The organism is Paraburkholderia sp. BL17N1, from assembly GCF_003634175.1.
In the GTDB taxonomy this organism is placed as follows: Bacteria; Pseudomonadota; Gammaproteobacteria; order Burkholderiales; family Burkholderiaceae; genus Paraburkholderia.
The window spans coordinates 1302580-1328243 of record NZ_RBIW01000002.1 but is presented as its reverse complement, the minus strand read 5'-3'; the positions used below and the strand labels follow the sequence as shown (position 1 = coordinate 1328243).

Annotated in this window: 23 protein-coding genes; 18 read left to right on the top strand and 5 right to left on the bottom strand. The window is 62.7% G+C overall.

All coding sequences use genetic code 11. From position 1 onward, the window contains the following. Positions 1-55 precede the first annotated feature (55 nt). Complete coding sequence (locus B0G82_RS40640) at positions 56-205, bottom strand: hypothetical protein (RefSeq protein ID WP_241974838.1); 150 nt, start codon at positions 203-205, stop codon at positions 56-58. Here B0G82_RS40640 and B0G82_RS40635 point away from each other — a divergent pair. The 4 genes from B0G82_RS40635 to zwf all read left to right on the top strand — a co-directional run bounded on the left by B0G82_RS40635 (position 198) and on the right by zwf (position 7188). Further along, positions 198-425 (top strand): hypothetical protein, encoded by a 228-nt coding sequence (locus tag B0G82_RS40635; RefSeq protein WP_241974837.1) that lies wholly within the window; start codon positions 198-200, stop codon positions 423-425. The genes B0G82_RS40640 and B0G82_RS40635 overlap by 8 nt on opposite strands. 155 nt (positions 426-580) lie before the next feature. Further along, positions 581-2569 (top strand): amylo-alpha-1,6-glucosidase, encoded by a 1989-nt coding sequence (locus B0G82_RS25895; protein WP_121309500.1) that lies wholly within the window; start codon positions 581-583, stop codon positions 2567-2569. 51 nt (positions 2570-2620) lie between these two features. Continuing rightward, positions 2621-5428, top strand: coding sequence for a glucosidase (locus tag B0G82_RS25890; RefSeq protein ID WP_121309499.1), 2808 nt, complete (start codon positions 2621-2623; stop codon positions 5426-5428). 152 nt (positions 5429-5580) lie between these two features. Beyond that, positions 5581-7188, top strand: coding sequence for a glucose-6-phosphate dehydrogenase (gene zwf, locus B0G82_RS25885; protein ID WP_121309498.1), 1608 nt, complete (start codon positions 5581-5583; stop codon positions 7186-7188). Position 7189: 1 nt separating this feature from the next. Here zwf and B0G82_RS40165 read toward each other — a convergent pair whose 3' ends face one another. Continuing rightward, entirely contained in the window at positions 7190-7453 is a 264-nt protein-coding gene (locus B0G82_RS40165; protein WP_199730225.1) for a hypothetical protein, read from the bottom strand. Here B0G82_RS40165 and B0G82_RS25880 point away from each other — a divergent pair. Together B0G82_RS25880 and B0G82_RS25875 are read left to right on the top strand one after the other, a co-directional pair. Then, positions 7374-8147, top strand: coding sequence for an ROK family protein (locus B0G82_RS25880; RefSeq protein WP_121310853.1), 774 nt, complete (start codon positions 7374-7376; stop codon positions 8145-8147). The genes B0G82_RS40165 and B0G82_RS25880 overlap by 80 nt on opposite strands. Positions 8148-8186: 39 nt before the next feature. Continuing rightward, on the top strand, positions 8187-8756 hold the full coding sequence (locus B0G82_RS25875; protein WP_121310852.1) for a YbhB/YbcL family Raf kinase inhibitor-like protein: 570 nt from the start codon (positions 8187-8189) through the stop codon (positions 8754-8756). Positions 8757-8787: 31 nt separating this feature from the next. Here B0G82_RS25875 and B0G82_RS25870 read toward each other — a convergent pair whose 3' ends face one another. Further along, positions 8788-9783, bottom strand: a complete 996-nt coding sequence (locus tag B0G82_RS25870; protein WP_121309497.1) for an aldo/keto reductase — start codon at positions 9781-9783, stop codon at positions 8788-8790. 455 nt (positions 9784-10238) lie between these two features. On the opposite strand from B0G82_RS25870, the gene B0G82_RS25865 reads away from it, so the two are divergent. The 6 genes from B0G82_RS25865 (at position 10239) to B0G82_RS25840 (ending at position 20343) form a co-directional block, all read left to right on the top strand. Continuing rightward, positions 10239-12443 (top strand): TonB-dependent siderophore receptor, encoded by a 2205-nt coding sequence (locus tag B0G82_RS25865; RefSeq protein ID WP_121309496.1) that lies wholly within the window; start codon positions 10239-10241, stop codon positions 12441-12443. A 69-nt stretch (positions 12444-12512) separates the two neighbouring features. Continuing rightward, positions 12513-13196, top strand: a complete 684-nt coding sequence (locus tag B0G82_RS25860) for a Fe2+-dependent dioxygenase (protein ID WP_121309495.1) — start codon at positions 12513-12515, stop codon at positions 13194-13196. After that, positions 13193-13915 (top strand): PepSY-associated TM helix domain-containing protein, encoded by a 723-nt coding sequence (locus B0G82_RS25855; RefSeq protein WP_121309494.1) that lies wholly within the window; start codon positions 13193-13195, stop codon positions 13913-13915. Before B0G82_RS25860 ends, B0G82_RS25855 begins: the two co-directional genes overlap by 4 nt. Before the next feature lie 377 nt (positions 13916-14292). After that, positions 14293-19185: a response regulator gene (locus tag B0G82_RS25850; protein ID WP_121310850.1), complete on the top strand. Its 4893-nt coding sequence runs from the start codon at positions 14293-14295 to the stop codon at positions 19183-19185. Between the two features lie 107 nt (positions 19186-19292). Beyond that, positions 19293-19982, top strand: a complete 690-nt coding sequence (locus tag B0G82_RS25845; protein ID WP_121309493.1) for a nitroreductase — start codon at positions 19293-19295, stop codon at positions 19980-19982. Positions 19983-20031: 49 nt separating this feature from the next. Continuing rightward, a complete protein-coding gene (locus tag B0G82_RS25840; protein ID WP_116122841.1) occupies positions 20032-20343 on the top strand; it encodes a high-potential iron-sulfur protein in 312 nt (103 codons plus the stop codon). 52 nt (positions 20344-20395) lie between these two features. On the opposite strand, the gene B0G82_RS25835 is transcribed toward B0G82_RS25840, so the two are convergent. Both B0G82_RS25835 and B0G82_RS25830 read right to left on the bottom strand, forming a co-directional pair. Next, on the bottom strand, positions 20396-20746 hold the full coding sequence (locus B0G82_RS25835) for a DOPA 4,5-dioxygenase family protein (RefSeq protein ID WP_116146505.1): 351 nt from the start codon (positions 20744-20746) through the stop codon (positions 20396-20398). A 35-nt stretch (positions 20747-20781) separates the two neighbouring features. After that, positions 20782-21255: a GNAT family N-acetyltransferase gene (locus B0G82_RS25830; RefSeq protein ID WP_121309492.1), complete on the bottom strand. Its 474-nt coding sequence runs from the start codon at positions 21253-21255 to the stop codon at positions 20782-20784. A 376-nt stretch (positions 21256-21631) separates the two neighbouring features. Between B0G82_RS25830 and B0G82_RS25825 the strand changes: the two genes are divergently transcribed. The 6 genes from B0G82_RS25825 (at position 21632) to B0G82_RS25800 (ending at position 25661) form a co-directional block, all read left to right on the top strand. Then, positions 21632-21946: a hypothetical protein gene (locus tag B0G82_RS25825; RefSeq protein ID WP_206751625.1), complete on the top strand. Its 315-nt coding sequence runs from the start codon at positions 21632-21634 to the stop codon at positions 21944-21946. A 113-nt stretch (positions 21947-22059) separates the two neighbouring features. Then, on the top strand, positions 22060-22332 hold the full coding sequence (locus tag B0G82_RS25820; protein WP_106279033.1) for a DUF1488 domain-containing protein: 273 nt from the start codon (positions 22060-22062) through the stop codon (positions 22330-22332). A gap of 1030 nt (positions 22333-23362) precedes the next feature. Then, positions 23363-23836, top strand: coding sequence for a hypothetical protein (locus B0G82_RS25815; RefSeq protein ID WP_116122845.1), 474 nt, complete (start codon positions 23363-23365; stop codon positions 23834-23836). A gap of 351 nt (positions 23837-24187) precedes the next feature. Then, entirely contained in the window at positions 24188-24541 is a 354-nt protein-coding gene (locus B0G82_RS25810) for a YciI family protein (protein WP_116146501.1), read from the top strand. 148 nt (positions 24542-24689) lie between these two features. Beyond that, positions 24690-25103 carry a YciI family protein gene (locus B0G82_RS25805; protein ID WP_121309490.1) on the top strand — a complete coding sequence of 138 codons (414 nt, stop codon included), beginning with the start codon at positions 24690-24692 and terminating at the stop codon, positions 25101-25103. A 150-nt stretch (positions 25104-25253) separates the two neighbouring features. Further along, on the top strand, positions 25254-25661 hold the full coding sequence (locus tag B0G82_RS25800) for a VOC family protein (protein WP_121310849.1): 408 nt from the start codon (positions 25254-25256) through the stop codon (positions 25659-25661). The last annotated feature ends 3 nt before the right edge of the window (positions 25662-25664 follow it).

Below are 25664 nucleotides of genomic sequence, written 5' to 3'. Positions count from 1 at the left end.
TATCACCTTCTGCGGGGAGGAAGAATAGCGCGCCACGCGCGCCGGTGGAATCGGGCTAGTTGCTGTTGGCGCTGTCGCCGGGCGCGTAATGCATGACCGGCGCGACTTGCTGGTTGTCCGCGGCGAGACTGGCTTGCATGTTCTGCGTGATCGGATCGGAGGCCGCTGCGGGGTCTGCTGCGAGCGGCGAAGATGCGTTGAGCATTGGCGTCGCGGGAGAGCCGGCCGCGTTCGGCATGGCGTCGTTGTTCGCAACGGCCGGCGTTGAAGAGGCTGCCGACGGCGCGGAATCATCCGCACCACAACCGCTCAACGCTAAAGTTGCAAGTGCAACCAAAGCGGCACTCGCGAGGCGTTGGTTTCTTCTCATGGCTGCATCCCGTTTCGTGAAAGCGGGTGCAGTCTCCAACCCTTTCAAGAAATAATTGTGAAACGTTTGCGAGTGGTAAAACTTGCGTCGATAAGTCGGTTTTTCGAAAGGAAGTGGAAAGTGATAAGTAGGAGAATGGTCACCGCGGCGCCTCATGCCTGACATTCAGGCGCACTAAAAGATGAATGGCTTTGCCTAACCGGTGAGTTCATGACACACATCGAACGACCTTTCGACATGACGCGTCTCGAAGACGAATGGCTGGAAGCGGATGGCTTTGGCGGATTCGCGTCAGGAACCGTGGGCACGCTGCGCACGCGCCGCTATCACGCGCTGCTGCTTACCGCGACGCGCGCGCCGGGCGGTCGCGTGGTGCTGGTGAACGGCATGGAGGCGTGGCTTGAAGCGAACAACGGCGCGCGTTATCCGTTGAGCATGCAGCGATACGTGCCGGACGTTGTCTATCCGGACCTGACCACGAGTCTTGTCTCGTTCGATACGAAGCCGTGGCCAACATGGCGCATTCAGATTGGTGCTAGTGCCGTATTGACCGCCGACGTGTTCGTCAGCAAAGCGACTCGCGAGACGGTTTTGCGTTGGCGGCTGGAGCAGGGTGCGGGAGCCGGTTCCGAAACGAACGCGCTCACGTTGAAGGTTAGGCCACTGCTCTCGGGCCGCGACTACCACGCGCTGCACCATGAGAATGCCGCGTTCAACTTCAACGCGCAGACAAGCGACGACCAGGCCAGCGTAAATTGGCAACCATACGGCGACTTGCCGGTGATCCACGCCGCGACCAACGGCGTCTACACGCACGCGCCCGACTGGTATTGCAACTTTTGCTACGTCCGCGAGCGGGAGCGCGGCCTCGACTTCAGCGAGGATCTCGCGACGCCCGGCGTGTTCAGCTTCAATTTCGCCGATGGTGAAGCGGCGATGATCCTCAGCGCGTCGGGCGCCACGAGCGATACGCAACCGGCGAGCGCCAAAGCGGCGGCCATCCATGCCACGGAACTCGCGCGCATCGAACAGCAACGCCGCGACGCGCTCGGCTCGCGGTTGCAACGCTCCGCCGACGCGTACGTCGTGACCCGCAACGAAGGCCGCACGATTCTCGCGGGTTTTCCGTGGTTCACCGACTGGGGCCGCGACACCTTCATTGCAATGCGCGGCCTGCTGATCGCCTCGGGTCGTCTCGACGACGCCGAAGCGATCCTGCTCGAATGGTCGGGCACGTTGTCGGAAGGCATGTTGCCGAACCGCTTTCCCGATTATGGCGACACACCGGAATACAACTCCGTCGACGCCTCGTTGTGGTTCATCGTCGCCGTGCACGACTATCTGGCCACGCGTCACGCGAGCGCTGCAACGCAGCAGCGTCTGCAACAGGCCTGCGAAGCCATCCTCACGGGTTACACGAATGGCACGCGCTTCAGCATCCAGGCATCCGCCGATGATGGCCTACTGGCCGCCGGCATACCCGGCGTACAACTCACGTGGATGGATGCGAAAGTCGGCGACTGGGTGGTCACGCCGCGCATCGGCAAACCGGTCGAAGTGCAAGCACTCTGGATCAACGCATTGCGCATTGCAGCAACATGGAATCCGCAATGGCAGCCGGCCGCCGACCGGGCGCTGCAGGCGTTTCATGAACGCTTTCTCGATCCGTCCACGCGAGCGCTGTTCGACAACGTGGACGTCGATCACGTAAAAGGCGCAATAGATCGGGCGATCCGGCCCAATCAGATCTTTGCTCTGGGCGGCCTGCCGTTTCCATTGCTCGACGGCGCGGTGGCGCGCGCGGTGCTCGATCAGGTCGAAGCGCAATTGCTCACGCCGCTGGGACTGAGGACGCTCGCGCCGTCCGATCCTGCCTATCGTGGACATTACGGCGGGTCTCCACTCGAGCGCGATGGCGCCTATCATCAAGGAACCGTGTGGCCGTGGCTGCTCGGTCCGTTCGTCGAAGCGTGGCTGCGAGTCAACGGCGGCGCGGCGGATGCCCGCATGCAGGCGAAAACGCGCTTTCTCGACCCGCTCTACGCGCATCTCGACCACGCCGGTCTCAACCATCTCTCTGAAATCGCCGACGGCGATGCGCCGCACGCACCCGCCGGCACGCCGTTTCAGGCGTGGTCGTTGGGCGAGTTGCTGCGCATTGAACACCTGCTTGCCGGGTTCGCGACCGCCGGCGCCTAAACCGCGCTACGATGTGTGTCCCACCGCCAAGCCGAATGCAAGGACGTAGTCATGCCACCGCTGCGCGCTGCCAATTTGCTCGCCACCATTGAAGGTTCACGGCTGCATTCGGCCGACTGTGCGCATTGGCAGCGCTGGGGCCCCTATCTCAGCGAGCGGCAATGGGGCACGGTGCGCGAGGATTACAGCCCGGACGGCACCGCCTGGGACTATTTTCCGCACGACCATGCGCGCAGCCGCGCCTATCGCTGGGGTGAGGACGGCATTGCCGGCTTCGGCGACGACACGCTAAGCTGGTGCGTTTCGCTAGCGCTATGGAATCGCAACGACGCGATCCTGAAAGAGCGCCTGTTCGGCGTCACGAATGCGCAGGGCAATCATGGCGAGGACGTGAAGGAGCTGTACTTCTACGTCGACGGCACGCCGACGCATTCGTACATGCGCATGCTCTACAAGTATCCGCACGCCGCCTATCCGTACGACGACCTCGTTCAGGAAAGCGCGCGCCGTGGCGGCGACATGCCGGAGTACGAAATTCTCGACACGGGCGTGTTCGACGATTCGCGCTACTTCGACGTGCAGGTGGAATACGCCAAACACGCGCCGGACGACGTCCTCATGCGCGTGACCATCGAGAATCGCGCGGATCAGGCGGCCTCGCTCGACGTGCTGCCGCAAATCTGGGCGCGCAATTCGTGGTCGTGGAAAGAAAACAAGGACAAGCCCTCGCTCGTCGCCGGCACGGACCATAACGGCGGGGCGCAGGTGGTCGGGCATCAGCATGGGCACGAGCCGATTGTCGTGACGGCATGGTCGAAAGACGCACCGCAGGTGACGTGGCTTTTTTGCGAGAACGACACCAACGTCAAGCGCCTCTTCAACATGGACGGCGCGGGGCCGTTCAAAGACGGCTTCAACGATTACCTGGTGCATGGCGACGAACAGGCGATCCGCCGCGACACCGGCACCAAGGCCGGCGCGCATGCCGCGATTGCACTCGAACCGTATGGACGCGCCGTGGTGTACATGCGCTGGCGCCCGCAGTCGAGTCCCGACGACGTGCAACTCGATGCCGATGCGATCTTCGCACGCCGCATCGCCGAGGCCGACGAATTCTATGGCGCGCTGCAACACGAGATCACTGACCCCGACGCGCGGCTCGTGCAGCGTCAGGCGCTTGCCGGCATGCTGTGGTCGAAGCAGTACTACCAGTACGACGTGCAGCGCTGGCTCGAAGGCGATCCGCTTCAGCCGACGCCGCCCGCCAGCCGCAAGCAGGGCCGCAACAAGGATTGGCGGCACCTGTGCAACGCGGACATTGTGTCGATGCCGGATAAGTGGGAATACCCGTGGTACGCGTCATGGGACTTGGCATTTCATGCGGCCGCATTCGCGCTGATCGACCCGGCGTTCGCGAAACGGCAACTGCTGTTGCTGGTGAAGGACCGCTATCAGCATCCGAACGGTCAGATTCCCGCTTATGAATGGGCGTTCGGCGACGCCAATCCGCCCGTGCATGCGTGGGCCGCGTGGCGCGTGTATGAAATCGACCGCGCGCTCACCGGCAAGGCGGATCGCGATTTTCTGGAACTTGTCTTTCATAAGCTGCTGCTGAATTTCTCGTGGTGGGTGAACCGCAAGGACGCCGACGGCCGCAATATTTTTCAGGGCGGATTTCTCGGGCTGGATAACGTCGGGATCTTCGATCGCTCATCGCCGTTGCCGACCGGCGGGCACATCGACCAGTCCGACGGTACGGCGTGGATGGCCGCGTACGCGCTCGACCTGATGCGTATCGCGCTCGAACTCGCCTACGCCAATCATGTTTTCGTCGACATCGGCGTGAAGTTCTTCGAGCATTTCCTGTATATCGCCGAGGCCGTGAGTTGCGACGACGGCTGCGAAACGGGCCTGTGGGACAGCGAAGACGAGTTCTTCTACGACAAGCTGCACCTGCCGGACGGCAGCAGCATTCCCATGCGGCTGCGCTCGATCGTGGGTCTGATTCCGCTATTCGCGGTGCACGTGCTCGAAGAGCGTCTGCACGGCGGCTTGCCGGGTCTGCGCGCACGTCTGGTCTGGTTCCTCGAACATCGCCCCGATCTGGCGAGGCTGGTCTCGCGCTGGAACGAGCCGGGCAAGGGCAATGCGCTGCTGCTCTCGCTGTTGCGCGGGCATCGCATGAAAGCGTTGTTGCGCCGCGCGCTGGACGAAAGCGAATTCCTTTCCGATCATGGCGTGCGGGCGCTGTCGCAATACCATCGCGATCATCCGTTCGTGTTCAATCACAACGGCGACAGTTTCACCGTGAAGTATTTGCCGGCCGAATCCGATACGCGCGTGTTCGGCGGCAATTCGAACTGGCGCGGTCCGATATGGATGCCGGTGAACTATCTGCTGATCGAGTCGCTATACGAATTTCACCGCTACTACGGCGAGGATTTCAAAGTCGAGTATCCGACCGGTTCGGGCGAGAAGTTCTCGCTGAGCCAGATTGCCGACGAACTGGCGCGCCGCTGCACTACGCTGTTCCTCAAGAACAAGGACGGCGAGCGTCCGGTCATGGGCGCTTATCCGCAATTGCAGGCCGACCCGCGCTCGCGTGACCTGATCCTGTTCCACGAGTATTTCCATGGCGATAACGGGCGCGGCGTGGGCGCTTCGCATCAGACCGGCTGGACCGGGCTGGTTGCGCTGCTGTTGCAGCCGCGCGCGATGAGCGCGTCGGGCAACGTGCCGCTGGCGGGCGAAACAGATCAGGCGCCGATCCCGACGTCACCTTCGGCGCAAGCCACCGCGCCGGCACGCCCGGCCGAACCGGCGCCGGCTGCCGAACCGGCGCACGCATCGGTGAAATAGTGCGCAGCGGCGGCGCGGGCGAGTGAGGTTACACCAGCCATACAACGTCGCAAGGTGAGCAGGTTGCATGGCCGTTTTTGAACTGTGTGGGTTCAAGCGTGGTCTTTCATGTACCACCACGTCCGTTCCATTGGTTTCCAAAAGTGAATCCCATGTCGACTACACCGAATACTCCAGCAGCCGAGCGTCCCGCCGCCAGTCAACCACCGAGCTGCAAGGTCAGCGCGAGCCCGCAGGAAGCGCCGGCCTCGCCGCCCGGCAAGCGGCCGGCGCCGCCGTGCACGCTGGTGATCTTCGGCGCCGGCGGCGACCTGACCAAGCGGCTGCTGATGCCGGCGCTGTACAACCTCGCGGTGGATGGCCTGCTCGACGATGGAATGAAAATCATCGGCGTGAATCACGGCGAGCGCGAGACGAGCGTGTGGCGCGAAGATCTGCACAAGTCGCTCGAACAGTTCGCCGCCGACAAGGCCAGCACCTTCCACGCCGGCAAGCTCGACGACAAGGCGTGGGACTGGGTCGCGCAACGCCTCGAATACATGGCCGGCGAATTCGAAACCGACGACACTTTCACGAAGCTCAAGCAACAGCTCGAACAGGCGCCGGGCGGCAACGTGATCTTCTATCTCGCGGTCAGCTCGCGCTTCTTCAAACCGATCGTCGAACATCTCGGCAAGGCGGGTCTGCTGAAAGAAGGCGAGGGCGGCGGCTTCCGTCGCATCGTGATCGAGAAACCGTTCGGCACCGATCTCGCTTCCGCAAAAGATCTGAACGCGCACATCCTGTCGTATGCAAAAGAAGATCAGGTGTATCGCATCGATCACTTTCTCGGTAAGGACACCGTGCAGAGCATTCTCGCGGTGCGCTTCGCCAACGCGCTGTTCGAACCGGTGTGGCGGCGCGAATATATCGACAGCGTGCAGATCACGGCGGCGGAAACCATCGGCGTGGAAGGGCGCGGCAAGTTCTACGAACAGACCGGCGCGTTCCGCGACATGCTGCCGAACCATCTGTTCCAGTTGCTCGGCATGGTCGCCATGGAACCGCCCAATTCGTTCGATGCCGAAGCCGTGCGCGACAAGAAGGCCGAAATCTTCGACGCGATCAAGCCGCTGACGCCGGACGACGTTGTGTTCGGTCAATACGAAAAGGGGCCGGCCGGTGTCGGCTATCGCGAGGAGCCGGATGTCGCGCCCGGCAGCACGACGGAAACCTATGCGGCGGCGCGCGTGTTCGTCGAGAACTGGCGCTGGGCCGGCGTGCCGTTCTATTTGCGCACCGGCAAACGGTTGGCCGCGCGTCGCACGGAAATCTCCGTGCAACTGAAGCCGGTGCCGTTCCGCCTGTTTCGCGACACGCCCGTCGACGCGCTCACGCCGAACGTGCTGACCTTGCGCATCGATCCGGCGCACGGCACGAGCTTCGACTTCAATGTGAAAACGCCGGGACCGGTCATGCAGATCGGTGCGGTGCAGTCGTCGTTCGACTACGGCGACTTCTTCGCGGAACGCGCCAACGTCGGTTATGAAACCTTGCTCTACGACTGCATGCTCGGCGACGAGACGCTGTTCCAGCGCGCCGACAGCATCGAAACGAGCTGGTGCGCGGTCGACGACGTGCTGCATCCAAAAACCGGCGGCGCGGTGCCGGTGCATGGCTATGCGGCCGGCAGCGAAGGCCCCGCGGAAGCCGACGCGCTATTGGCGCGCGACGGCCACGCATGGCGGCCGTTGAAACGGGATGCTGTGCAGAAGAAGTAATTCAACGACGAGTCGCACCAACACAATCGGGGGACACCGTGGTGACACGCAAGACGACACGCAAGACGGCGACGAAGACGCCGGGCAAGACGGCAAGCAGAGCGCCAACGAAGGCGGCGTTTAAACCGTCCGGTAAGGCGTCACGTAAACCGTCGAGTAAGCCATCCAGTAAGCCGAAAGCGACAATCAGCACCGAGCGGATACTGGCGATCGACGTCGGCGGCACGGGTTTGAAGGCCGCGATTATCGACGCGGACGGCAACATGAAAACTGAGCGCTTGCGGGTAGCGACGCCGCATCCGTGCACGCCGGATCAACTCGTGGACGCGCTGGCGAAGCTGGTTGCGCCGCTCGTCGAACAGGAACCGCCGACGCTGATGTCGATCGGCTTTCCCGGCGTGGTGCGCAACAACCGCATTCTGACGGCGCCGCACTTCGGCGTGGAAGGCTGGCACGACATCCCGCTCGCCGACTCGCTGGCGCAACGTTTGGGCGGCCTGCCGGTGCGCATGATCAACGACGCCGAGATGCAGGGCTTCGCCGCGATCGAAGGCCATGGCCTCGAATTCGTGCTGACGCTCGGCACTGGCGCGGGCACGGCAATGTTCCGCGACGGCGAGTTGATGCCGCATCTGGAACTCGCCCATCATCCGGTTAGCAAGAAGGGCGTGGCGTACGACGAATACATCGGCGACGCGGCGCGTGAAAAAGCCGGGAATAAACGCTGGAACCGGCGCGTTGAGAAGGTAATCGGAATTCTGAGTACGCTCGTGAACTACGACAAGCTGTGGATCGGCGGCGGCAATGCGGCACGCCTTTCGTTCGATCTGCCGCCGAACGTGGCCACCGTTTCGAACGATGCGGGCATCGAAGGCGGCGCGCGTTTATGGCATCCGAGATCCGTGCGCGAGACGCGGCAACTGCCGGAAGCGAATGAGCGGACGGGCCGCTTCAAGTGATGTTGGACTGTCGTTGAAACCTGGCTGGAGTCGGAAATGATGATTGGCAGCAATCGCTTACGCGTCGTACGACGCCTGTTACCGGTCGGCGTGTCGGCCGCGTTGGCGCTTGCCGCAGTGCATGTCCGCGCGGCGGAAGTCTTCGTGGTGTCGTCGCCGGGAACGGCCGACGGCGGCACGCTGGATTCGAGCCACGCGGCGAGCGCGAACAACTGCGGTGGCGGTAATGTATCGCCGGCTCTGCAATGGCGGCATGCGCCTGCCGGCACGAAGAGTTATGCCCTAACACTCTTCGACCCGGACGGCGCGAAGGGTTTGGGCGTTGTGCACTGGGTGCTATATGGCGTAGCACCCTCGACGACCTCGCTCGGGGCCGGCGGCAGCCAGCCGCCCGGCAGCGTCTCCGGTGCGAATCAGACCGGAGGCATGGGGTATCACGGCCCATGTCCCCCGGTTGGGGACAATCCGCATCACTACGTCGCGCAAGTCTATGCGCTCGATCTGCCGCCGGATGCGCTGCCGCCCGGTTTGACGAGGGATGCGTTGCTTGCCGCAATCAAGGATCACGTGATTGCGGCGACCAGCACGGTGCTGCGTTACGGGCGATGAACGCAGCGGCCTTCGGCCGCCGCGCATACGCTTACCGCGCCGCGTCACCCCAGCGATATTCCAGGCTCGCTTCGTCGAGCTGTGTCTTGATCTGCTCATCGAGCACGAGTTCGGACGCCGCGAGCGTGTCGCTCAATTGCTCGGCGCGGCTCGCGCCGATGATCGCCGACGTGACGAGCGGATTCGCCAGCACCCAGGCAAGCGAAACCCGCGTCAACGATTCGCCGGTCGGCGCAACGATCGCTTTCAATTGCTCGATCGTCTCGAACTCGCGTTTGTGCCAGTACCGCTGCTGATACATCGCACCGGCCTTGCCGACAGTTTCGGTGAAGCGGCCGGACGCGGGCGCCGCATCCAGTTGATGCTTGCCCGTCAGCAGGCCGCCCGCGAGCGGGTTGTACGGCATCACCGCCAATTGCTCTTCGGCAGCGAGCGGCAGCAGCTCGCGCTCGATCTGGCGGAACAGCAGGTTATAGCGAGGCTGCACGGAGACGAAGCGCGCCGCGCGCAGCACATCGGCGCGGCCCAACGCGCGCGCCAGCCGATACGCGAGAAAGTTCGATACGCCGATATAGCGCGCCTTGCCTGAGCGAACGATCACATCGAGCGCCTCCAGCGTTTCGTCCAGCGGCGTATTCGCGTCGTCGGAATGGAGTTGGTAGAGGTCCACGTAATCCGTGCCGAGGCGTTGCAACGAGGCGTCGATTGCATTCAGCAGATGTTTGCGCGACGCGCCTTGATCCCATGCCGACGGCCCCATCTTGCCCACTGCTTTCGTCGCCAGAATGAAGCGCTCGCGTTTGCCCTTCAGCCAGCGCCCCACGATCTCCTCCGTGCGGCCGGCAAGGTTCTCCGTGCCGCCGAGCGGATACACGTCGGCCGTGTCGATAAAGTTCACGCCGGCATCCGCCGCCGTGTCGAGAATGCGATGCGACACGTCTTCTTCGGTCTGCAGCCCAAAGGTCATCGTGCCGAGGCACAGGCGGGATACGGTCAGGCCGGTGCGGCCGAACTTGCGGTATTGCATGATCAACTCCGGGGATGAACGAAACAGTTCGATAGGCAGTGTTGCAAAAAGGATAAACGGAGTCGGCATTGGGCGTCGGCCCCAATCACGGTTGATTGTTATTTATTTGAAAGCTTTCTGCTGACGTCTTTTTTACTTCCGACGCCGAAAGTCTTTCCTTTCAATGATCTTGATATTACAAACACGTAATGAACCGGCATGCGGACAGGGCTAAAAATTACAAATAGCCTTCATCCGTAAAAAACAGAAACAATTCTGCTACTAGGGGTAAGCGACCGCGCGATTGATGCGATTTTATGTGTGTGGAATGATATCGATTCTCATTTAACCAATAGCCAGCCATCCCCGACGTCGGTGCTCTGCACACGAGAACGGCAGCCAGCCAATTGCGACTTTGCCGTCGATTCCATCTCAGCCATGCGAATCCGGCAAACGCATCTCCGACGGGAATTCCCATGTTCAACCACACGCCGCTCGCGACAGCGTTAGCGTTAGCTTTTGCCGTTCCATTTGCGACTCCGGCGGTCGCGCAGACTGCTCCGCAAACCACCTCGCAGCCGGCGGCCGCGAATGCTAGTGCGACGACAACGACGACCGTCGCAGCCGACACCGGCAGCTTGCCGACCATCGGCGTCGCGGCACAAGCTGAACAGCAGGACTTCCAGGCGGGGCGCGCGACGGTCGGTGCAAAGACGCCCACGGCGCTGCGCGACATTCCGCAGACCGTCACCGTCATCAACAAGGCCGTGCTGCAATCGCAAGGCGCCACTTCGTTCCAGGACGCGCTGCGCAATGCGCCGGGCGTAACGATCGGCGCGGCTGAAGGCGGCCAGATCGGTAACAACATCAACCTGCGCGGCTTCACTGCGCAGAACGACATCTACCTCGACGGCTTCCGCGATCGCAACCAGTACTATCGCGACACCTTCGACCTCGAAGAACTCGAAGTGCTGTACGGTCCGTCGTCGATGCTGTTCGGTCGCGGATCGACGGGCGGCGTGATCAACCAGGTCAGCAAAAAAGCGAACCTGCATGACTCGGCGGAAGTCACGGGCATGATCGGCACCGACGCGAAATATCGCAGCACCGTCGACGTGAACCATAAGCTGACGGATACCTCGGCGATTCGCCTGAACGCCTTCGGCCAAAGCCTCGGCTCGACGCGCGATGCGATGAAGAACAAGGACTACGGTATCGCGCCGGAAGTGCGTTTCGGCATAGGCACGCCGACCGAAGTGACGATCTCCGCGCTGATCCAGCACAACTACGACATGCCGGACTACGGCGTGCAGGCGTTGAACGGCCGCCCGTCGCCGGTCCCAAAGAACACGTTCTACGGCTTGACCACTGACCGCACGATTCAGGACGTGCAAACGGTCACCGCCGCGGTCAAGCACAAGTTCTCGGACAACCTGATCCTGACGAACCAGACGCAGTTCTCGCACTCGATGACCGATGCGCGCGAAACCGCGCCGCAAGCGGTGTTGACGGGACCGCTCGCCACCAGCCCCGCGTTGAGCAACGGCAACTTCACGACACTCTCGCCGTCGCAACTGTTCATCAAGTTGCAGAGCCATGACCGTGTGATCGAGAACCACTCGCTCTACAACGACACCATGCTCCAGTACAAGTTCGTTACCGGCCCGATCAAGCACGACCTGATCGCCGGTGTCGACCTCGGCCATGACAGCTATTCGAACCAGGCGTACACCCGCAACAACTTGCCGGTCGTGACGATGGTGAACCCGGCGTATCTGTCCAACCCCGCCGGTGTGACCACCACGGTCGGCAACCACGCCGATTCGGGCTCGAACGAAATTGGCGCGTACGTGAACGACACCGTGTCGATCGGCCAGCAGTGGAAGGTGATTGGCGGTTTGCGTTGGGATCGCTTCCAGGCGCAGATCCACAACACGATCAGCCTGCCGGGCTATGCGACGCAGACCAACTTCTTCACCAGCGTACGCGCCGGGGTAATTTATCAGCCGACCGACTGGCAGTCGTACTACGTGTCGTACGGCACGTCGTTCAATCCGTCGCTCGAAGCACTGACGGTGACCAACCTCACGCAGAACCTCGCGCCTGAGTCGACCAAGTCGTACGAAGTCGGCGGCAAATGGGATCTCCTCGGCGGCAATCTCTCGGTGACGTCGTCATTCTTTCGCGAAGAAAAGACCAACGCGCGCACGCAAGTCTCGCCGACCGAATACGAGCTCGACGGCGACATTCGCGTCGACGGATTCCAGGCCGGCGTGACGGGCCACATTACCGACAAGTGGCAGGTGTTCGGCGGCTACACCTACATGGACGCCATCATCCTGAAGGCGCGCGACGGTACGCAAGGGCACGTGCCGGCCAACACGCCGCGCAACACGCTGACCTTCTGGACCACTTACGCGATCACGCCGCACTGGGAAATCGGCGGCGGTCCGACGTATATGTCGCCGCGCTATGCGTCGAATACCAACTACGTGCAAGTGCCGGGCTACACGCGCTGGGATGCGACCGCTGCGTACCACGCGAAGAAATACGACGTGCGCCTGAACCTGCTGAACATGACCAACAAGTACTACTACGACGCGCTGATTCAGTCCGACGGCGGCCGGTCCGTGCCGGGTATCGGACGCACGTTGCTGGCGACGTTCGACTACCGCTTTTGATACGCGTTGAACCGATGCGTTAGGCTTGCCTTTCTCGAAGACGGCAAGCCGACGCAAAAAGGAAACACCATGTTGCTGCACATACCGAACGTACTGAACGCCGAGCAGTTGCGGCTCGTGCGCGAGCGGCTCGATCAGGCCGGCGACGCCTGGGTGGACGGCCGCGCGACCGCTGGTTATCAGGGCGCGCCGGTCAAGCGTAATCAGCAGATCGCCGAACACACGCCGATTGCGCGTGAACTCGGCGACATGATTCTCGCGTCGATCGAACGCAACCCGTTGTTCATCAGCGCGGTGTTGCCGAATCAGGTGTATCCGCCGTTGTTCAATCGTTATGAAGGCGGCATGCAGTTCGGCAGTCACGTCGATGGAGCCGTGCGCGTGCTGCCCAACGGTGTGAAGCTGCGCACCGACGTCTCCGTGACGCTGTTCATTTCGGACCCCGCCGACTACGACGGCGGCGAACTCGTGATCGAAGACACGTACGGAGTGCAGCAGGTCAAACTGCCGGCCGGCGACATGATCGTCTATCCGGCGACGAGTTTGCATCAGGTCACGCCGGTCACGCGCGGCGCGCGGATCGCTAGTTTCTTCTGGGTGCAAAGCCTCGTGCGCAGCGATACGCAGCGCGCAATGCTGTTCGACATGGACACAGCGATTCAACGGCTGAACGCCAGTAACGCCGACGATACTGCGCGCCGCAGCCTCGTCGGCATCTATCACAATCTGTTGCGGACATGGAGTGAAACGTGAGCGTACCCGAGGCAATCGACATTCAATCGCCCGCGGGCATCGACCGGACGACGCGCGAGCCGCAGCGGCTGGACAATGACGAATTGAAAGCGCGGCAGCAGCGTTCGCGCCGCGCCACCTTCGTCAAATGGCTGCGCAAGGTGCATGGCTGGATCGGCTTGTGGGGCGCGGCGCTGGGTTTGCTGTTCGGCACCACGGGGTTCCTGCTGAACCACCGCGGCGGGCCGCTCAAAGTGTCGACCGGCGAGCCGCAAGTAGCGATGCTGCAAGTGCCGTTGCCGCAACCCGCGCCGGAAACGCCGCGTGAGCTGGGCAAGTGGCTCAAGCACGAACTGAAACTGGCGGGCACGCCTGGGCGCGTGCAGAAAGAGCCGGCTCATCCGGTGGCATGGGGCGAGCGTAGCGTCGTCCAGCCGGAGCATTGGCAACTCAACTTCGCGTCGCCGCATGAGAACACCTCCGCCGAGTACTGGGTGGGTAACGGCTATGTGACGGTCAAGCGCAGCGAGAACACATTTCTCGCCATGCTGACGAACCTGCACAAGGGCGTGGGTTTGAGCGTCGGCTGGGTGCTGCTGATCGACACGCTCGCAGGCAGCATCATCTTGCTGTCGCTCACCGGCGTTCTGCTGTGGACGGAGTTGAACAAACGCAAGACCATCGGCGCGGTGTTGGTGCTGGGCTCGATCGTCGCCGCGGTGTGTGTGGGCCTGCTGTAAAGACACTGCAAGCCCGCAGTGATCGAAGAAACCCGGTCGCACGGCGAAGGAATGGCGATCGGGAAAATTGCCTCTCCGCACACATTGCGTCAAGGTACGTTTTACCTGCATTTCGGTTCCATTTCGCGGCGTACCTTCGTCGCCGCCCAATCCTCCGCATAACGCTCAGTTCCGCGCCGCGAAAAGCCCGCTGCTTGCGGTTTCGGCGCGTTGTCTTACCTTCCTCCGGCACACCGCTACGTGCGAGAATCGCGCTACATCAATTGCGTGGTGATCGTTAGCCATCCGTCGTATCGGGCACCGCTTTTGCAACAGCGGCCCGCACGAATACGACCCGCCGTGTCGAGGAGATCGCGTTGAAACAGCCGGACCGCTTCATGTCGGACGCACCGCCCGCCGGCGTCGCCGCGCCGTCCTTTCTTGCCGGAGGCGGCGAGCTGGGGGCGCTGATCCGCGCCTACGACTGGACGCAGACAGCACTCGGCGCACCCGATACCTGGCCACAAGGCTTGAAGATCGCGATCCGCATCATGCTCACGTCGCGTCAGCCGATCTGGATCGGCTGGGGCGACGAGCTGCTCTATTTTTACAACGATCCGTACAAGTCGATCATCGGCGGGAAGCATCCGGTCGCCCTCGGTCAACCGACCCGCGTCGTGTGGCGGGAAATCTGGTCCGACATCGAGCCGCTTCTCGATACGGCGCTGGCGGGCGCCGAGGGTACTTTCGTCGAACAGAAGCTGCTCATCATGGAGCGCAACGGCTTTCCGGAGGAGACGTATTACACCTTCTCGTACAGCCCGATTCCCGCCGAGGATGGCGAACCGGGCGGCATCATCTGCGCCAATAGCGACGACACGGCACAGGTGGTCGGCGAACGGCAACTGGCGCTGCTGAAGGAGCTGGCGGCGGCCAGCCCGGACGGCCGCGATTGGCGCGAAGCATGCGAACTCAGCGCGCGCGCGTTGCGAGCGAATCCGCAAGACCTGCCCTTCGCCTTGCTCTATGCAGCCGAACCCGGCAGCGACACGGTCACGCTGGTCGGCTCGTGCGGCATCGAACCGGGCCATCCAGCGGCGCCGCAGACAATGCGCGTCGGAGAATCACTCTGGCCGATCGCCGACGTCCTCCGGATCCAGGCGCCGCAGACCGTGCGCGACTTGACGCAGCGTTTCGGCACCGCGTTGCCGAGTGGTCCGTGGCATCTCGCGCCGGAGCAGGCGGTCATCCTGCCGGTGTCGGCCGGCGGCGAGTCGACGCAAACAGTCCTGCTGATTGCCGGCCTGAATCCTTGCCGTCTTGTCGACGACGCTTACCGCAGCTTTCTGAACCTGGTCGCCGGCCAGATCGGCGCGGCGATCGGCTACGCGCAGGCGTATGAAGAAGAGCGGCGGCGCGCGGAAGCGCTGGCCGAAGTCGACCGCGCGAAGACCACGTTCTTCTCCAACATCAGCCACGAATTCCGCACGCCGTTGACGCTGATGCTCGGCCCGCTCGAAGAACTGCTCGCCAGGCCGCAGCCGGGCGCGAGCGGTGATAACGCGCAGACACGCAGCGATATCGACGACCGCGCGCTGATCGAGATCACGCATCGCAACGGTTTGCGCCTGCTGAAGCTCGTCAACGCGTTGCTGGACTTCTCGCGGATCGAGGCGGGCCGCATCGAGATTCACACGCAGCCCACCGACATCGCCTCCTTTACGGCCGAGCTTGCGTCGCTGTTCCAGTCCGCGATCGAGGCGGCCGGCCTGCGCCTCGAAGTCGACGTTCCGGCTACGCCCGTGATCGTGCAGATCGACCGCGAGATGTGGGAAAAAGTCGTGGTGAACCTGCTGTCGAACGCGTACAAGTTCACGTTCTTCGGCACGATCCGCGTCGCGGTTCGCACTGACGAAGGCGGCGGCGTCGAGGTCAGCGTCACGGATAGCGGCATCGGCGTCGCGGAAGAAGAAATGCCGCGTCTTTTCGAGCGCTTTCATCGCGTGGCGGGCGCACCGGGCCGCTCTGTGGAAGGCAGCGGCATCGGGCTCGCAATGGTGCAGGAACTGGTGAAGCTGCACGGCGGCACGGTGCGGGTGGACAGTGTGCTCGGCGAAGGTGCGTGCTTTACCGTTTCGCTGCCGCGCGGCGCCGTGCTGTCCCAAGCCGAGGACGAAGCCGTGCATGCGTCCATGAGCAGGCACGCACGCATGTATGTCGATGCCGCGTTGCGCTGGAGTCCGGAAAACGAAATACTCGATGCCCCGTCGACCGGCGCCTCGCCGGCCAGCGAGGCGTCGGAGGCAGCGCCGGCCGCCGCCGCGCGGCTGCTGGTCGTCGACGACAATGCGGATCTGCGCGAGTACATGAGCCGCATCTTGCGGGCGGCGGGCCACAACGTGCGGCTCGCCACCGACGGTCAGGCGGCGCTCGAAGCCGCGCGCGCCGAACCGCCCGATCTCGTGCTCTCCGACGTGATGATGCCGCGGCTGGACGGCTTCGGCCTGCTGCGCGCACTGCGCGCCGATCCGGATTTGCGCGACACGCCGGTGCTGATGCTGTCGGCCCGCGCGGGTGAGGAAGCGCGCGTCGACGGTATCGAGCATGGCGCCGACGACTATCTGACCAAGCCCTTTTCCGCGCGCGAACTGCTGGCCCGCGTGTCGGGCAACCTGCAACTCGCGCGCTTGCGTCGCGAGACCGAAATGAAGCTGCGCGAGGAATCGCGCACGCTGGAGATTCTCAATCGTGTCGGCTCGACGGTCGCGGCCGAACTCGACCTGAGCCGCGCGGTGCAGATCGTCACCGACGCGGCCACCGAACTGACCGGCGCCGCGTTCGGCTCGTTCTTCTACAACGTGCTCGACCAGGAGGGCGGCAGTTACACGCTCTACACGCTGTCCGGCGTGCCGAAGGGGGCGTTCGAGCAGTTTCCCATGCCGCGCAACACGGCGGTGTTCGCGCCCACGTTTCAGGGCGAAGGCATCGTCCGCGTCGACGACATCACGCAGGATCCGCGCTATGGCCACAACGCGCCGCATCGCGGCATGCCGGAGGGTCATCTGAAGGTGCGCAGCTATCTGGCCGCGCCGGTGCAGTCGCGCAGCGGTACGGTAGTCGGCGGCCTGTTCTTCGGCCACCCGGAGCCCGGCGTGTTCACTGAGCGTGCCGAGCGGATCGTGGCCGGCATCGCCGCGCAGGCGGCGATTGCCATCGACAACGCGCGCTTGTATCAGGCGGCGCAAATCGAAATCGCCGAGCGCACCAAGGCGCAAAGCGCGTTGCGCGATCTGAACGAAACGCTGGAGCGCCGCGTGATCGAAACGGTGGCGGACCGTGATCGTTTATGGGAGTTGAGCGAGGATCTGCTGGTGGTCGCCGACATCGAAGGCGGCCTGCAGCGTGTGAGTCCATCGTGGAGCACGGCGCTCGGTCACGACATGCACTGGCTGATGTCGCGTTCCTATGTCGATCTGGTTCACCCGGACGATGTCGAGACTGTCCGCACGCATCTTGCTGAACTGCGTAGAACGGGCGTGCCGGTGCGCTACGAAAACCGCTTCAGGCGGATCGACGGCACATGGCGTTGGGTCGCGTGGACGCTCGCGCTCGATCCGGACACCGCGCGCATTCACGGCGTGGGCCGCGACGTCACCGCCGACAAGGAAACCACCGAAGCGCTGCGGCACGCCGAAGAAGCGCTGCGCATGGCGCAAAAGATGGAAGCGATCGGCAAGCTCACGGGCGGCGTCGCGCACGACTTCAACAACCTGCTGCAAGTGATCGGCGGCAATCTGCAACTGCTGGCGAAAGACGTCGCCGGTTCGGAGAAGCCCGAGCAGCGCGTGCGCAATGCACTGGCGGGCGTCGCGCGCGGTGCGAACCTCGCCTCGCAACTGCTCGCGTTTGGGCGGCGTCAGCCGCTCGCGCCGAAGGTCGTCAATCTCGGCCGCTTCGTGCGCGGTCTCGACGACATGCTGAGGCGCGCGCTCGGCGACGGCGTCGAAATCGAAACGATCGTGTCGGGCGGCTTGTGGAATACGCTGGTCGATCCGTTCCAGGTCGAGAACGCACTGCTGAATCTGGCGATCAACGCGCGCGACGCCATGAACGGCCACGGCAAGCTCACGATCGAAGCCGGCAACGCCGCGCTCGACGACGCCTACGCCAAACGCAACGCGGAGGTCACGCCGGGCCAGTACGTGATGCTGGCGGTTACCGACACGGGCCTCGGCATGTCGCCGGAAGTGCGCGAGCGCGTGTTCGAACCGTTCTTCACGACCAAGCCCGAAGGCCAGGGCACGGGCCTCGGCTTGAGCATGGTGTATGGCTTCGTCAAGCAGTCCGGCGGCCATGTGAAGATTTACAGCGAAGAAGGCCACGGCACCACGATCCGCATCTATCTGCCGCGGGTGCGCCAGGAAGAAGACCTCGAAACGAATATCGAAGCCGGTCCCGCCAAGGGCGGCACGGAAACCATTCTCGCGGTCGAGGACGACGAGGAAGTGCGCACGACCGTGGTCGAAATGCTCTCCGATCTCGGCTACCGCGTGCTGAAAGCGAAAGACGCGCAAAGCGCGCTGGCGATCGTCGAAAGCGGCGTGCCGATCGACATGCTGTTTACCGATGTGGTGATGCCCGGCCCGTTGCGCAGCACCGAACTCGCCCGCAAGGCGCGCGAGCGGTTGCCGTCGATCGCGGTGCTGTTCACGTCGGGCTACACGGATAATGCGATCGTGCATTCAGGGCGGCTCGATGAAGGCATCGAATTGCTCAGCAAGCCTTATACGCACGAAGCGTTGGCGCGCAAAGTGCGCTACGTGCTGCAAGCGCAGAATCCGCGGGCGGTGGAAATCGCCGAGGCCGAGCAGCATCTTCTGGAGATCGATCCGCCCATGATGCCGGATAGCGCCGATAGTTTCGTCACTCAGACGCGGCTGCGGATTCTGCTGGTGGAAGACGACGAGCTGATTCGTGTGAGCACGGCCGAATTACTGCGCACCTTCGACTTCGACATTCTGGAAGCCGAAGGCGAGCCTGACGCCAGGCAGATTCTCAGCGAACACACGATCAGCGTGATGCTGACCGACGTGGGGCTGGCGGGCAAGTCGGGCATCGATCTCGCGCTCGACGTGTGTCGCGAGCGGCCTGACCTGCGCGTGATCTTTCTGACCGGCTACGACCTCGTGCTGACGCCGGCGCAGCGCGCAGTCTTGCCGCACGCGATCCTGCTGCGCAAGCCCTACGATCTGCTCGATCTCATCGATGCGCTGAAAACGCCCGTGCGCTAAACCGCGCTGCGCGCGGCCGGCGTTGCCGGCGCGCCAGCGCGAAAGTGCGTGCTCGCGCTAGAATTCCTGGAGACCGCCATAATTGCTGGTTCCACCGGAATTCGCCGATGACCACTCCCGCCAACGACGTCGACGCCGCACTCGTCACGCGGCGCTCGATTCGCGCCTTTCTGCCCACGCCGGTGCCGCGCGCCGATATCGAAGCCATTCTCGAAGCCGCCAGCCGCGCACCGTCGGGCACCAATACGCAGCCGTGGAAGGTCTGCGTGGTGACGGGGGAGTCGCTGGCGCGTCTCTCGCAGGCCTTGCTCGACGCTTACGACCACCCGCAACGCGACGCGCTGTACCAGGAAGAGTATCCGTACTATCCGAATCGGTGGGTGTCGCCGTACATCGACCGGCGCCGCAAAATCGGCTGGGATCTGTATGGCTTGCTCGGCATCGAAAAGGGCGACAAGGCGCGCATGCATGAGCAGCATGCGCGGAACTATCGTTTCTTTGGCGCACCGGTGGGCTTGTTCTTCACGATCGACCGGGTGATGGAGCGCGGCAGCTGGCTCGACTACGGCATGTTCCTGCAGGCAATCATGACGGCCGCGCGCGGGCGGGGTCTCGATACGTGTCCGCAGGCCGCGTTCACGCCGTTTCATCGGGTGATTGCGGAGCAGCTCCGCTTGTCGCCTGAAGAGCAACTGGTGTGCGGCATGTCGCTCGGTTTCGCCGACGAAAACGCTTTGGTCAACACGTTACGCAGCGAGCGCGAACCCGTTGAACGGTTCACGCGATTTCTCGATTGACGGCGCTGGATCGCGATCGAGGCAAGTCCCCACTTTCCATCGGACCCATATGAAAACATCGCGTCGCCATTTTCTGCTGCTCGGCGTGAGCGCGGGCTCAGCGCTCATGCTCACACGCGCAGCCTTCGCCGACACCGCGAACAGACTCAGCGAATCCGATCCGAAGGCGCAGGCCGTCGGCTATAAAGAGGATGCGTCCAAGGTCGACAAAGCGAAGTTTCCGGGCTACGCCGCCGGACAAAGCTGTGCCAACTGCTCGCTGTTTCAGGGCAAAGCCAACGACGCATACGGCGGGTGCACGCTGTTCGGCGACAAGCAGGTCGCGGCGCTCGGCTGGTGCAGTTCGTACTCGAATATGTGAACGGCAAGAGGCGGTGCGCGATCCGGTTCACCGCGCGCCGCATTCACGGCGGTCAATTCAACGCGCTCAGCACCAGTTCGTGCGAATGGCCGATCCATACGGCGGCGTCGCGATGATCGCGTAGCGCATCGCCCGTATTGGGGTGCAGGAAGATATCCAGCGCGCCGTGATTCAGCGTGAGCCAGCCGACCACGTCGGCGAACTGAGCCTGCGTGAACGCGAGCTGATACGACCACATGGGATGCGGCCCAACCGGGCGTTCGTGAAAGCGGCCCAGTTGCAGTGCGTCGCCCCAGTGTGCGTCGATCTGCTCGCGGAAGGTCCATGCGGCGTCGCGGCTGCCCGCGTCGAAATACACGTGGGCGTGCCAGCTCGTGATGGCGGAGGTGTCGCGAAAGGTCATAACAGGTCCGGTGCGTATCAGTCTTTATCCGACATTCATTCTGCTTCAATTTCCGCCGACGCGCGCGGCGCGCGCCTCATGTGAAACTGTCTCTCATCTTGGCCGACGATCTCGAAGCCGAGGCGCTCATACAGGCGCTGTGCGGGATTGCCTTTGAGCACTTTGAGGGTGACCGGCAACGCGTCGGCCTGCGCGGCACGCAACACCGTGTGCAGCGCGCGTTCGCCGATACCGCGCCGCTGCAGCGCCGGCTCGATCTGCAATTGCACGACGACCCACTCGGTGTCGGCGCGATACGCTTTAAGCAAACCGGCGGGCACGCCGTCGATGCAAATCACGCGTGCCGTGTCATACCGATGCAGCAGACGCGCGCGATGCTCGGTGTCGTCGGACGGCTCGCCGACGCGCGCGAGATGCTCCGTCATGGTCGCCTTGCGCAGCTCGAATAGAAAGGCCTCGTCTGAATTCAGTGCGGGGCGCAGGGTGAAGACAGGTTCCTTAACGGACATGTTGGTAACGTTTCCGGCGAGCCGGCGGCCAGTAAGAATGGTCGTGAATTGTCGCGCCAGCAGCGCTTTTTTACCAGGCGGCTATGTTCGCGCCTATCGACATTGCTATTCCCCGGTCATGCGGATGCCGTCGTCGCGGCGTCCGCGCTGCGACGGATTCGTGCGCTGCCGCGCGCGTCGCTTCAGGCGCGGTCGGCGTTTGCGGCTTGCTGGCGGCACGATGCCGACAGTTCGCGTCGCGCTCGCCACGGTTCGTGCGACGCGTTTTGCGCCCGTTGGCATGCGCTTTGCTTTTGCCTCACTCGCGAATTGCTGGCGCGTGCGGTTTCGAACGTCGAACCACCGAGGAACGACGCCAACTGGCATGACAACGAAAATGCTGAATACGAAACCACATACGGTCACGCACGGCGTCGACGCCGAGGCGATCACGCTCGTCTTTTATCCCGATACCGGCTGTCTGCGCTTTGCCGATGCGCGCGGTACGTGTCACGAGCTTCGGCCGCCGCATTCCTGGTTCGCGCTGTCGTCCGCGTCGCGCGGCGCGCGGCGCGGCGCGCAAGCCATGACCGAGGGGTTGAATGCGTTGCTGCACGAGTTCCGCGCGAAACGTCCGCGCTGGCCGGGCGCGCACGCTTCAGTCCATTCGACGGTGGTCGAACGCACAGTGAACGCTGCCGTGGAGCGATAGCGTTCATTGATCGGTCGAAAGAACTCGACGTGTGTTTCGCATCTGTATTCAGTTTTTTTCGGTGTCGTTCGTTCAACACGGCGAGCGGTTTAACGAACTTTGCGAGGTGGGCCATGGAGATTATCGAGTTTGAACCAAGCGTCTCGGCGGACGGACGCGCGGTGATTTTCCAGCTTTCGACGCGAGGCCGGGACCTCGAATGCGCCGTTACGCGTGAGGCCCTGGAACAGCATTTCTGGTTGCAACGCGACGCGGGCGAGGAACGCGTGCTGAAGACGTTCGCTGACGGCCGCAAACGCATCACCGCTGTGGCGGAAAGAAAACTGCTGGCGCGTCCAGGCGAAAAAGTGCTGCTGACGATCAGCGATTTCGCCGCACGCGGTTGACGGGATCACGCCGCGCGTCTTGCAAGCCCACATGCTCAAAGAAGATCAGCGAGCGGCGGCGACAGTGCCGTCGCTCGCGTCATTGCGGTTCCGATCGGCGCGCTTTTCGGCTGTGCGGTCGAACTCGTCGACAAAGAGCCCGCTCAGTCGATAACCGCATGTTCCGCCGTCGCGGCGTGTGCTGCGCGGCGCTCACCTCTGACGAAACCGGCCTGTTACAGCGATTCGCCAAACTGGCCTGCCAAATCCCTTCGCTTCGCCCAATTGCATTCGCACCTGCCGGAATACACTGTTTTCCATGGAGCGACAAATCACCGAGCCCCATCGACGCGGTCTTCCCCCGCGTTGTTTTGAACCGTACCGTTGATGGCAGTTTGCCGCGCTTGTCGAATGCGGCAGGGCAGTAAAGCAGTAGGTAATAGAAGCAGTGCAAACGGCGCGCGATCCATGTAGTTTGCGCGTGAATCAGCAGGGGGTTGCAGTCAGGCGATGTTGAAGGCGAAGGACCGGGCTGTAATTGCAGTGAGCAGTTCCGAAACGAATGTTTTTTGCAACAGCAGTATCGGCAGCACGGTTTTATTTGTCGTGGTAGTTCAAGCAACACGGTTTTAGCGGGTGCAGTTCAAGTAACAACAGCTTTGCGAGTTTGCGGTGGGTATAGGTCGGCGAGCATCCACGCGCGAGTACGACTGTTCCATCCTGTCAGACCCTGTTCCCTCGCGGGAACAGGGTTTTTTTTCGTCGTGACACGCCACGCGACTTGTAATTGGCAAGTTTGAACCGATATTTCAACGTTGCGCTGCGCGCCACGTTTTTGGCGGAATCGAACGACCGGCCGGTGGCGTAGTGTGAGATGCTGCGTTCGAATAGACTTGAAACCGTTTAAGTCTGTCTTAATAGTTGCTTGCCATGATGGCTTCACAGACTCACATCAGGGCCTGTCAAGCCGCCGGCGTATCGGCGGCGTTTGCCACCGGAGCAGAAGAATTCGGTGGCGAAGCCGAGAGCTAGAGAAGGAGGTTGAACCGATATGTCCAATAAATCGCGAGTCCGCAAGCACAACCAGTCGGCCATGTCCCCGTTGTTGCGCGCGCTAACCTATAGCCGCACCGCTCACGAGCCGGTTACGTCGGCGATGCTGCTGCAGTGCTACACCGCCCTCGACGCATTCCGGCACGGCCACGGCTCTCGGAATCTGCATATGACGTTGAGCCGGCATTTGCTGGTGTCGCAAGAACTTGCGCGCCTTGGCCTCGGCGAAGACGTTCTGTCCGACATCGAGAGCGCACATGCCGCGATGGTTCAGCTCGATATGCGCGAACACGACGAAGGCGCGTGGGCACTGCAAGACGGCGAATACGCCCGCTTGTGCACGGCGTTGGCGATTCTCGACGGACAACTGTCCGTGGCATCGCTGAGCGAGATCGCGAGCGCGGAAGCGCGAATGATCGAAGGATTGATGAGGTCCGCGCAGGTGCAGGCGATTGCTGAAGCTACGGTGTAAGCCGCCGCAAGCGTTTCTCCTTTCTCATACGCGCAATTGAAACGCCAACGCCCCACGGGGCGTTTTTTTATTCTGCCGCGTCGAGAGACCAAGGCAAGGCGCTAATCGTTGTGCCGTCGAATTGCTTCAATGCGGCGCTAGCGCGCTGCCCAATAGAAATTTCCCAATGACGTGCGGAATTTACGATTCTCCGTAAGACGCCCCATTGGCCGCGGCATCGGCGCCGGACCAGGTTTGCCGGAGGCTTTCATGCTTGTTAGACTGCCTCTCGCCAGCCCACCGCACGCGCGTTTTGCGTTCATACGCCTCCGGGGCGTTCACATCCGCGGCGCGATCAAAATCGGAGACGCCATGTCTTATATGCTGCTCATTGTCGAACCCCCGAATCAACGGCTTGAACGCGGTGAAGCCGCGGGCCGCGAAGTCTACGATCAGATGGTCCGCTTCGCCTCCGATCTGAAAGAACGCGGCAAACTGGTCGCCGTCGAATCGCTCACCTCCTTGAACGACGCCGTGCGCGTGCAGGTGCGCGACGGTCAGCCGAAACTGCTCGACGGCCCGTTCGCCGAAGCCAAGGAAATGGTCGGCGGGTTCTTCCTCCTGAATTGCGAAACGCGTGAAGAAGCCCTGGCGATTGCCCAAGCCTGCCCGGCTGCAACGTGGTGCACGGTCGAAGTCCGCAAGCTCGGACCTTGTTTCCTTTAGCCGATTCGCGCATCGACAGCATGTGGTCTTGGGGTTTTCCCTGGCGGATCGGCAAAGGTGTCGATCCGGCCGCGTGTTGCTCGTCGTGTGAGTAAGAAGCCAGCCACGGGCGCGGCTCTTCCTCTCACAACGATAAGGAGTCACGGCGATGCGATTCATGATCCTCGTCAAAGCCACCGTTGCCAGCGAAGCCGGTGAGATGCCGGAAGCGTCCCTGATGGCCGCGATGGGCGCGTACCACGAAGAACTGGCCAAAGCCGGCGTGCTGCTCGACGCCACAGGCCTGCAACCGAGTTCGAAAGGCTGGCGCGTTCGTTACAGCGGCGGCAAGCGCTCGGTGGTCGACGGGCCGTTTCCGGAAACCACGGAACTGATTGCCGGCTACACGCTGATCCAGGTGCGCTCGCGTGAGGAAGCCATGGAATGGGCGCGGCGCTTTCCGGCGCCCTCCGGCGAGCAGGCGGACGGCGAAATCGAAGTGCGTCAATTGTTCGAATTCGACGACTTCGAACCCGGCCCGGAGTTGGACCGGTTCCGCGAACTGGAAGCCGGCAAGCGCTGAAGCTCAAACGCAAAGCGCGCGCCGCGCCGGCTTTATCGAAGGGATTCATCATGCTCACGGCGCGACGGCTTTCGCATCGAGCGACCCAAGGCACGCATGGAGATCGTCGATACGGCCGCGCCTGTCCACAACCGATCATTGGACTCCGTCATGCATAAGCAGATCTACGTCAATCTCGCGGTCGACAATCTCGAACGGTCGAAAGCCTTCTTCAGCGCGATTGGTTTGAGCTTCGAACCGCAATTCACGAACGAACAGGCGGCCTGTCTGATTCTCGGCGATAACATCCACGCGATGCTGCTGGTCAAGGACCTGTTCAAGTCGTTCACTCGCAAGTCGCTGTGCGATCCGAAGGAGAGCACGGAAGCACTGGTGGGATTGTCGTGCGAAAGCCGGGCGGAGGTGGATGCGCTAGTTGCCAAAGCGCTCGCCGCCGGCGGCACCGTACCGCGCGCGCCGCAGGACTACGGCTTTATGTATGGGCACGGCTTCGAGGATATCGACGGCCACATCTGGGAGCTCATCTACATGGACCCGAATGCCAGGGCGAGAGGTTGAAGC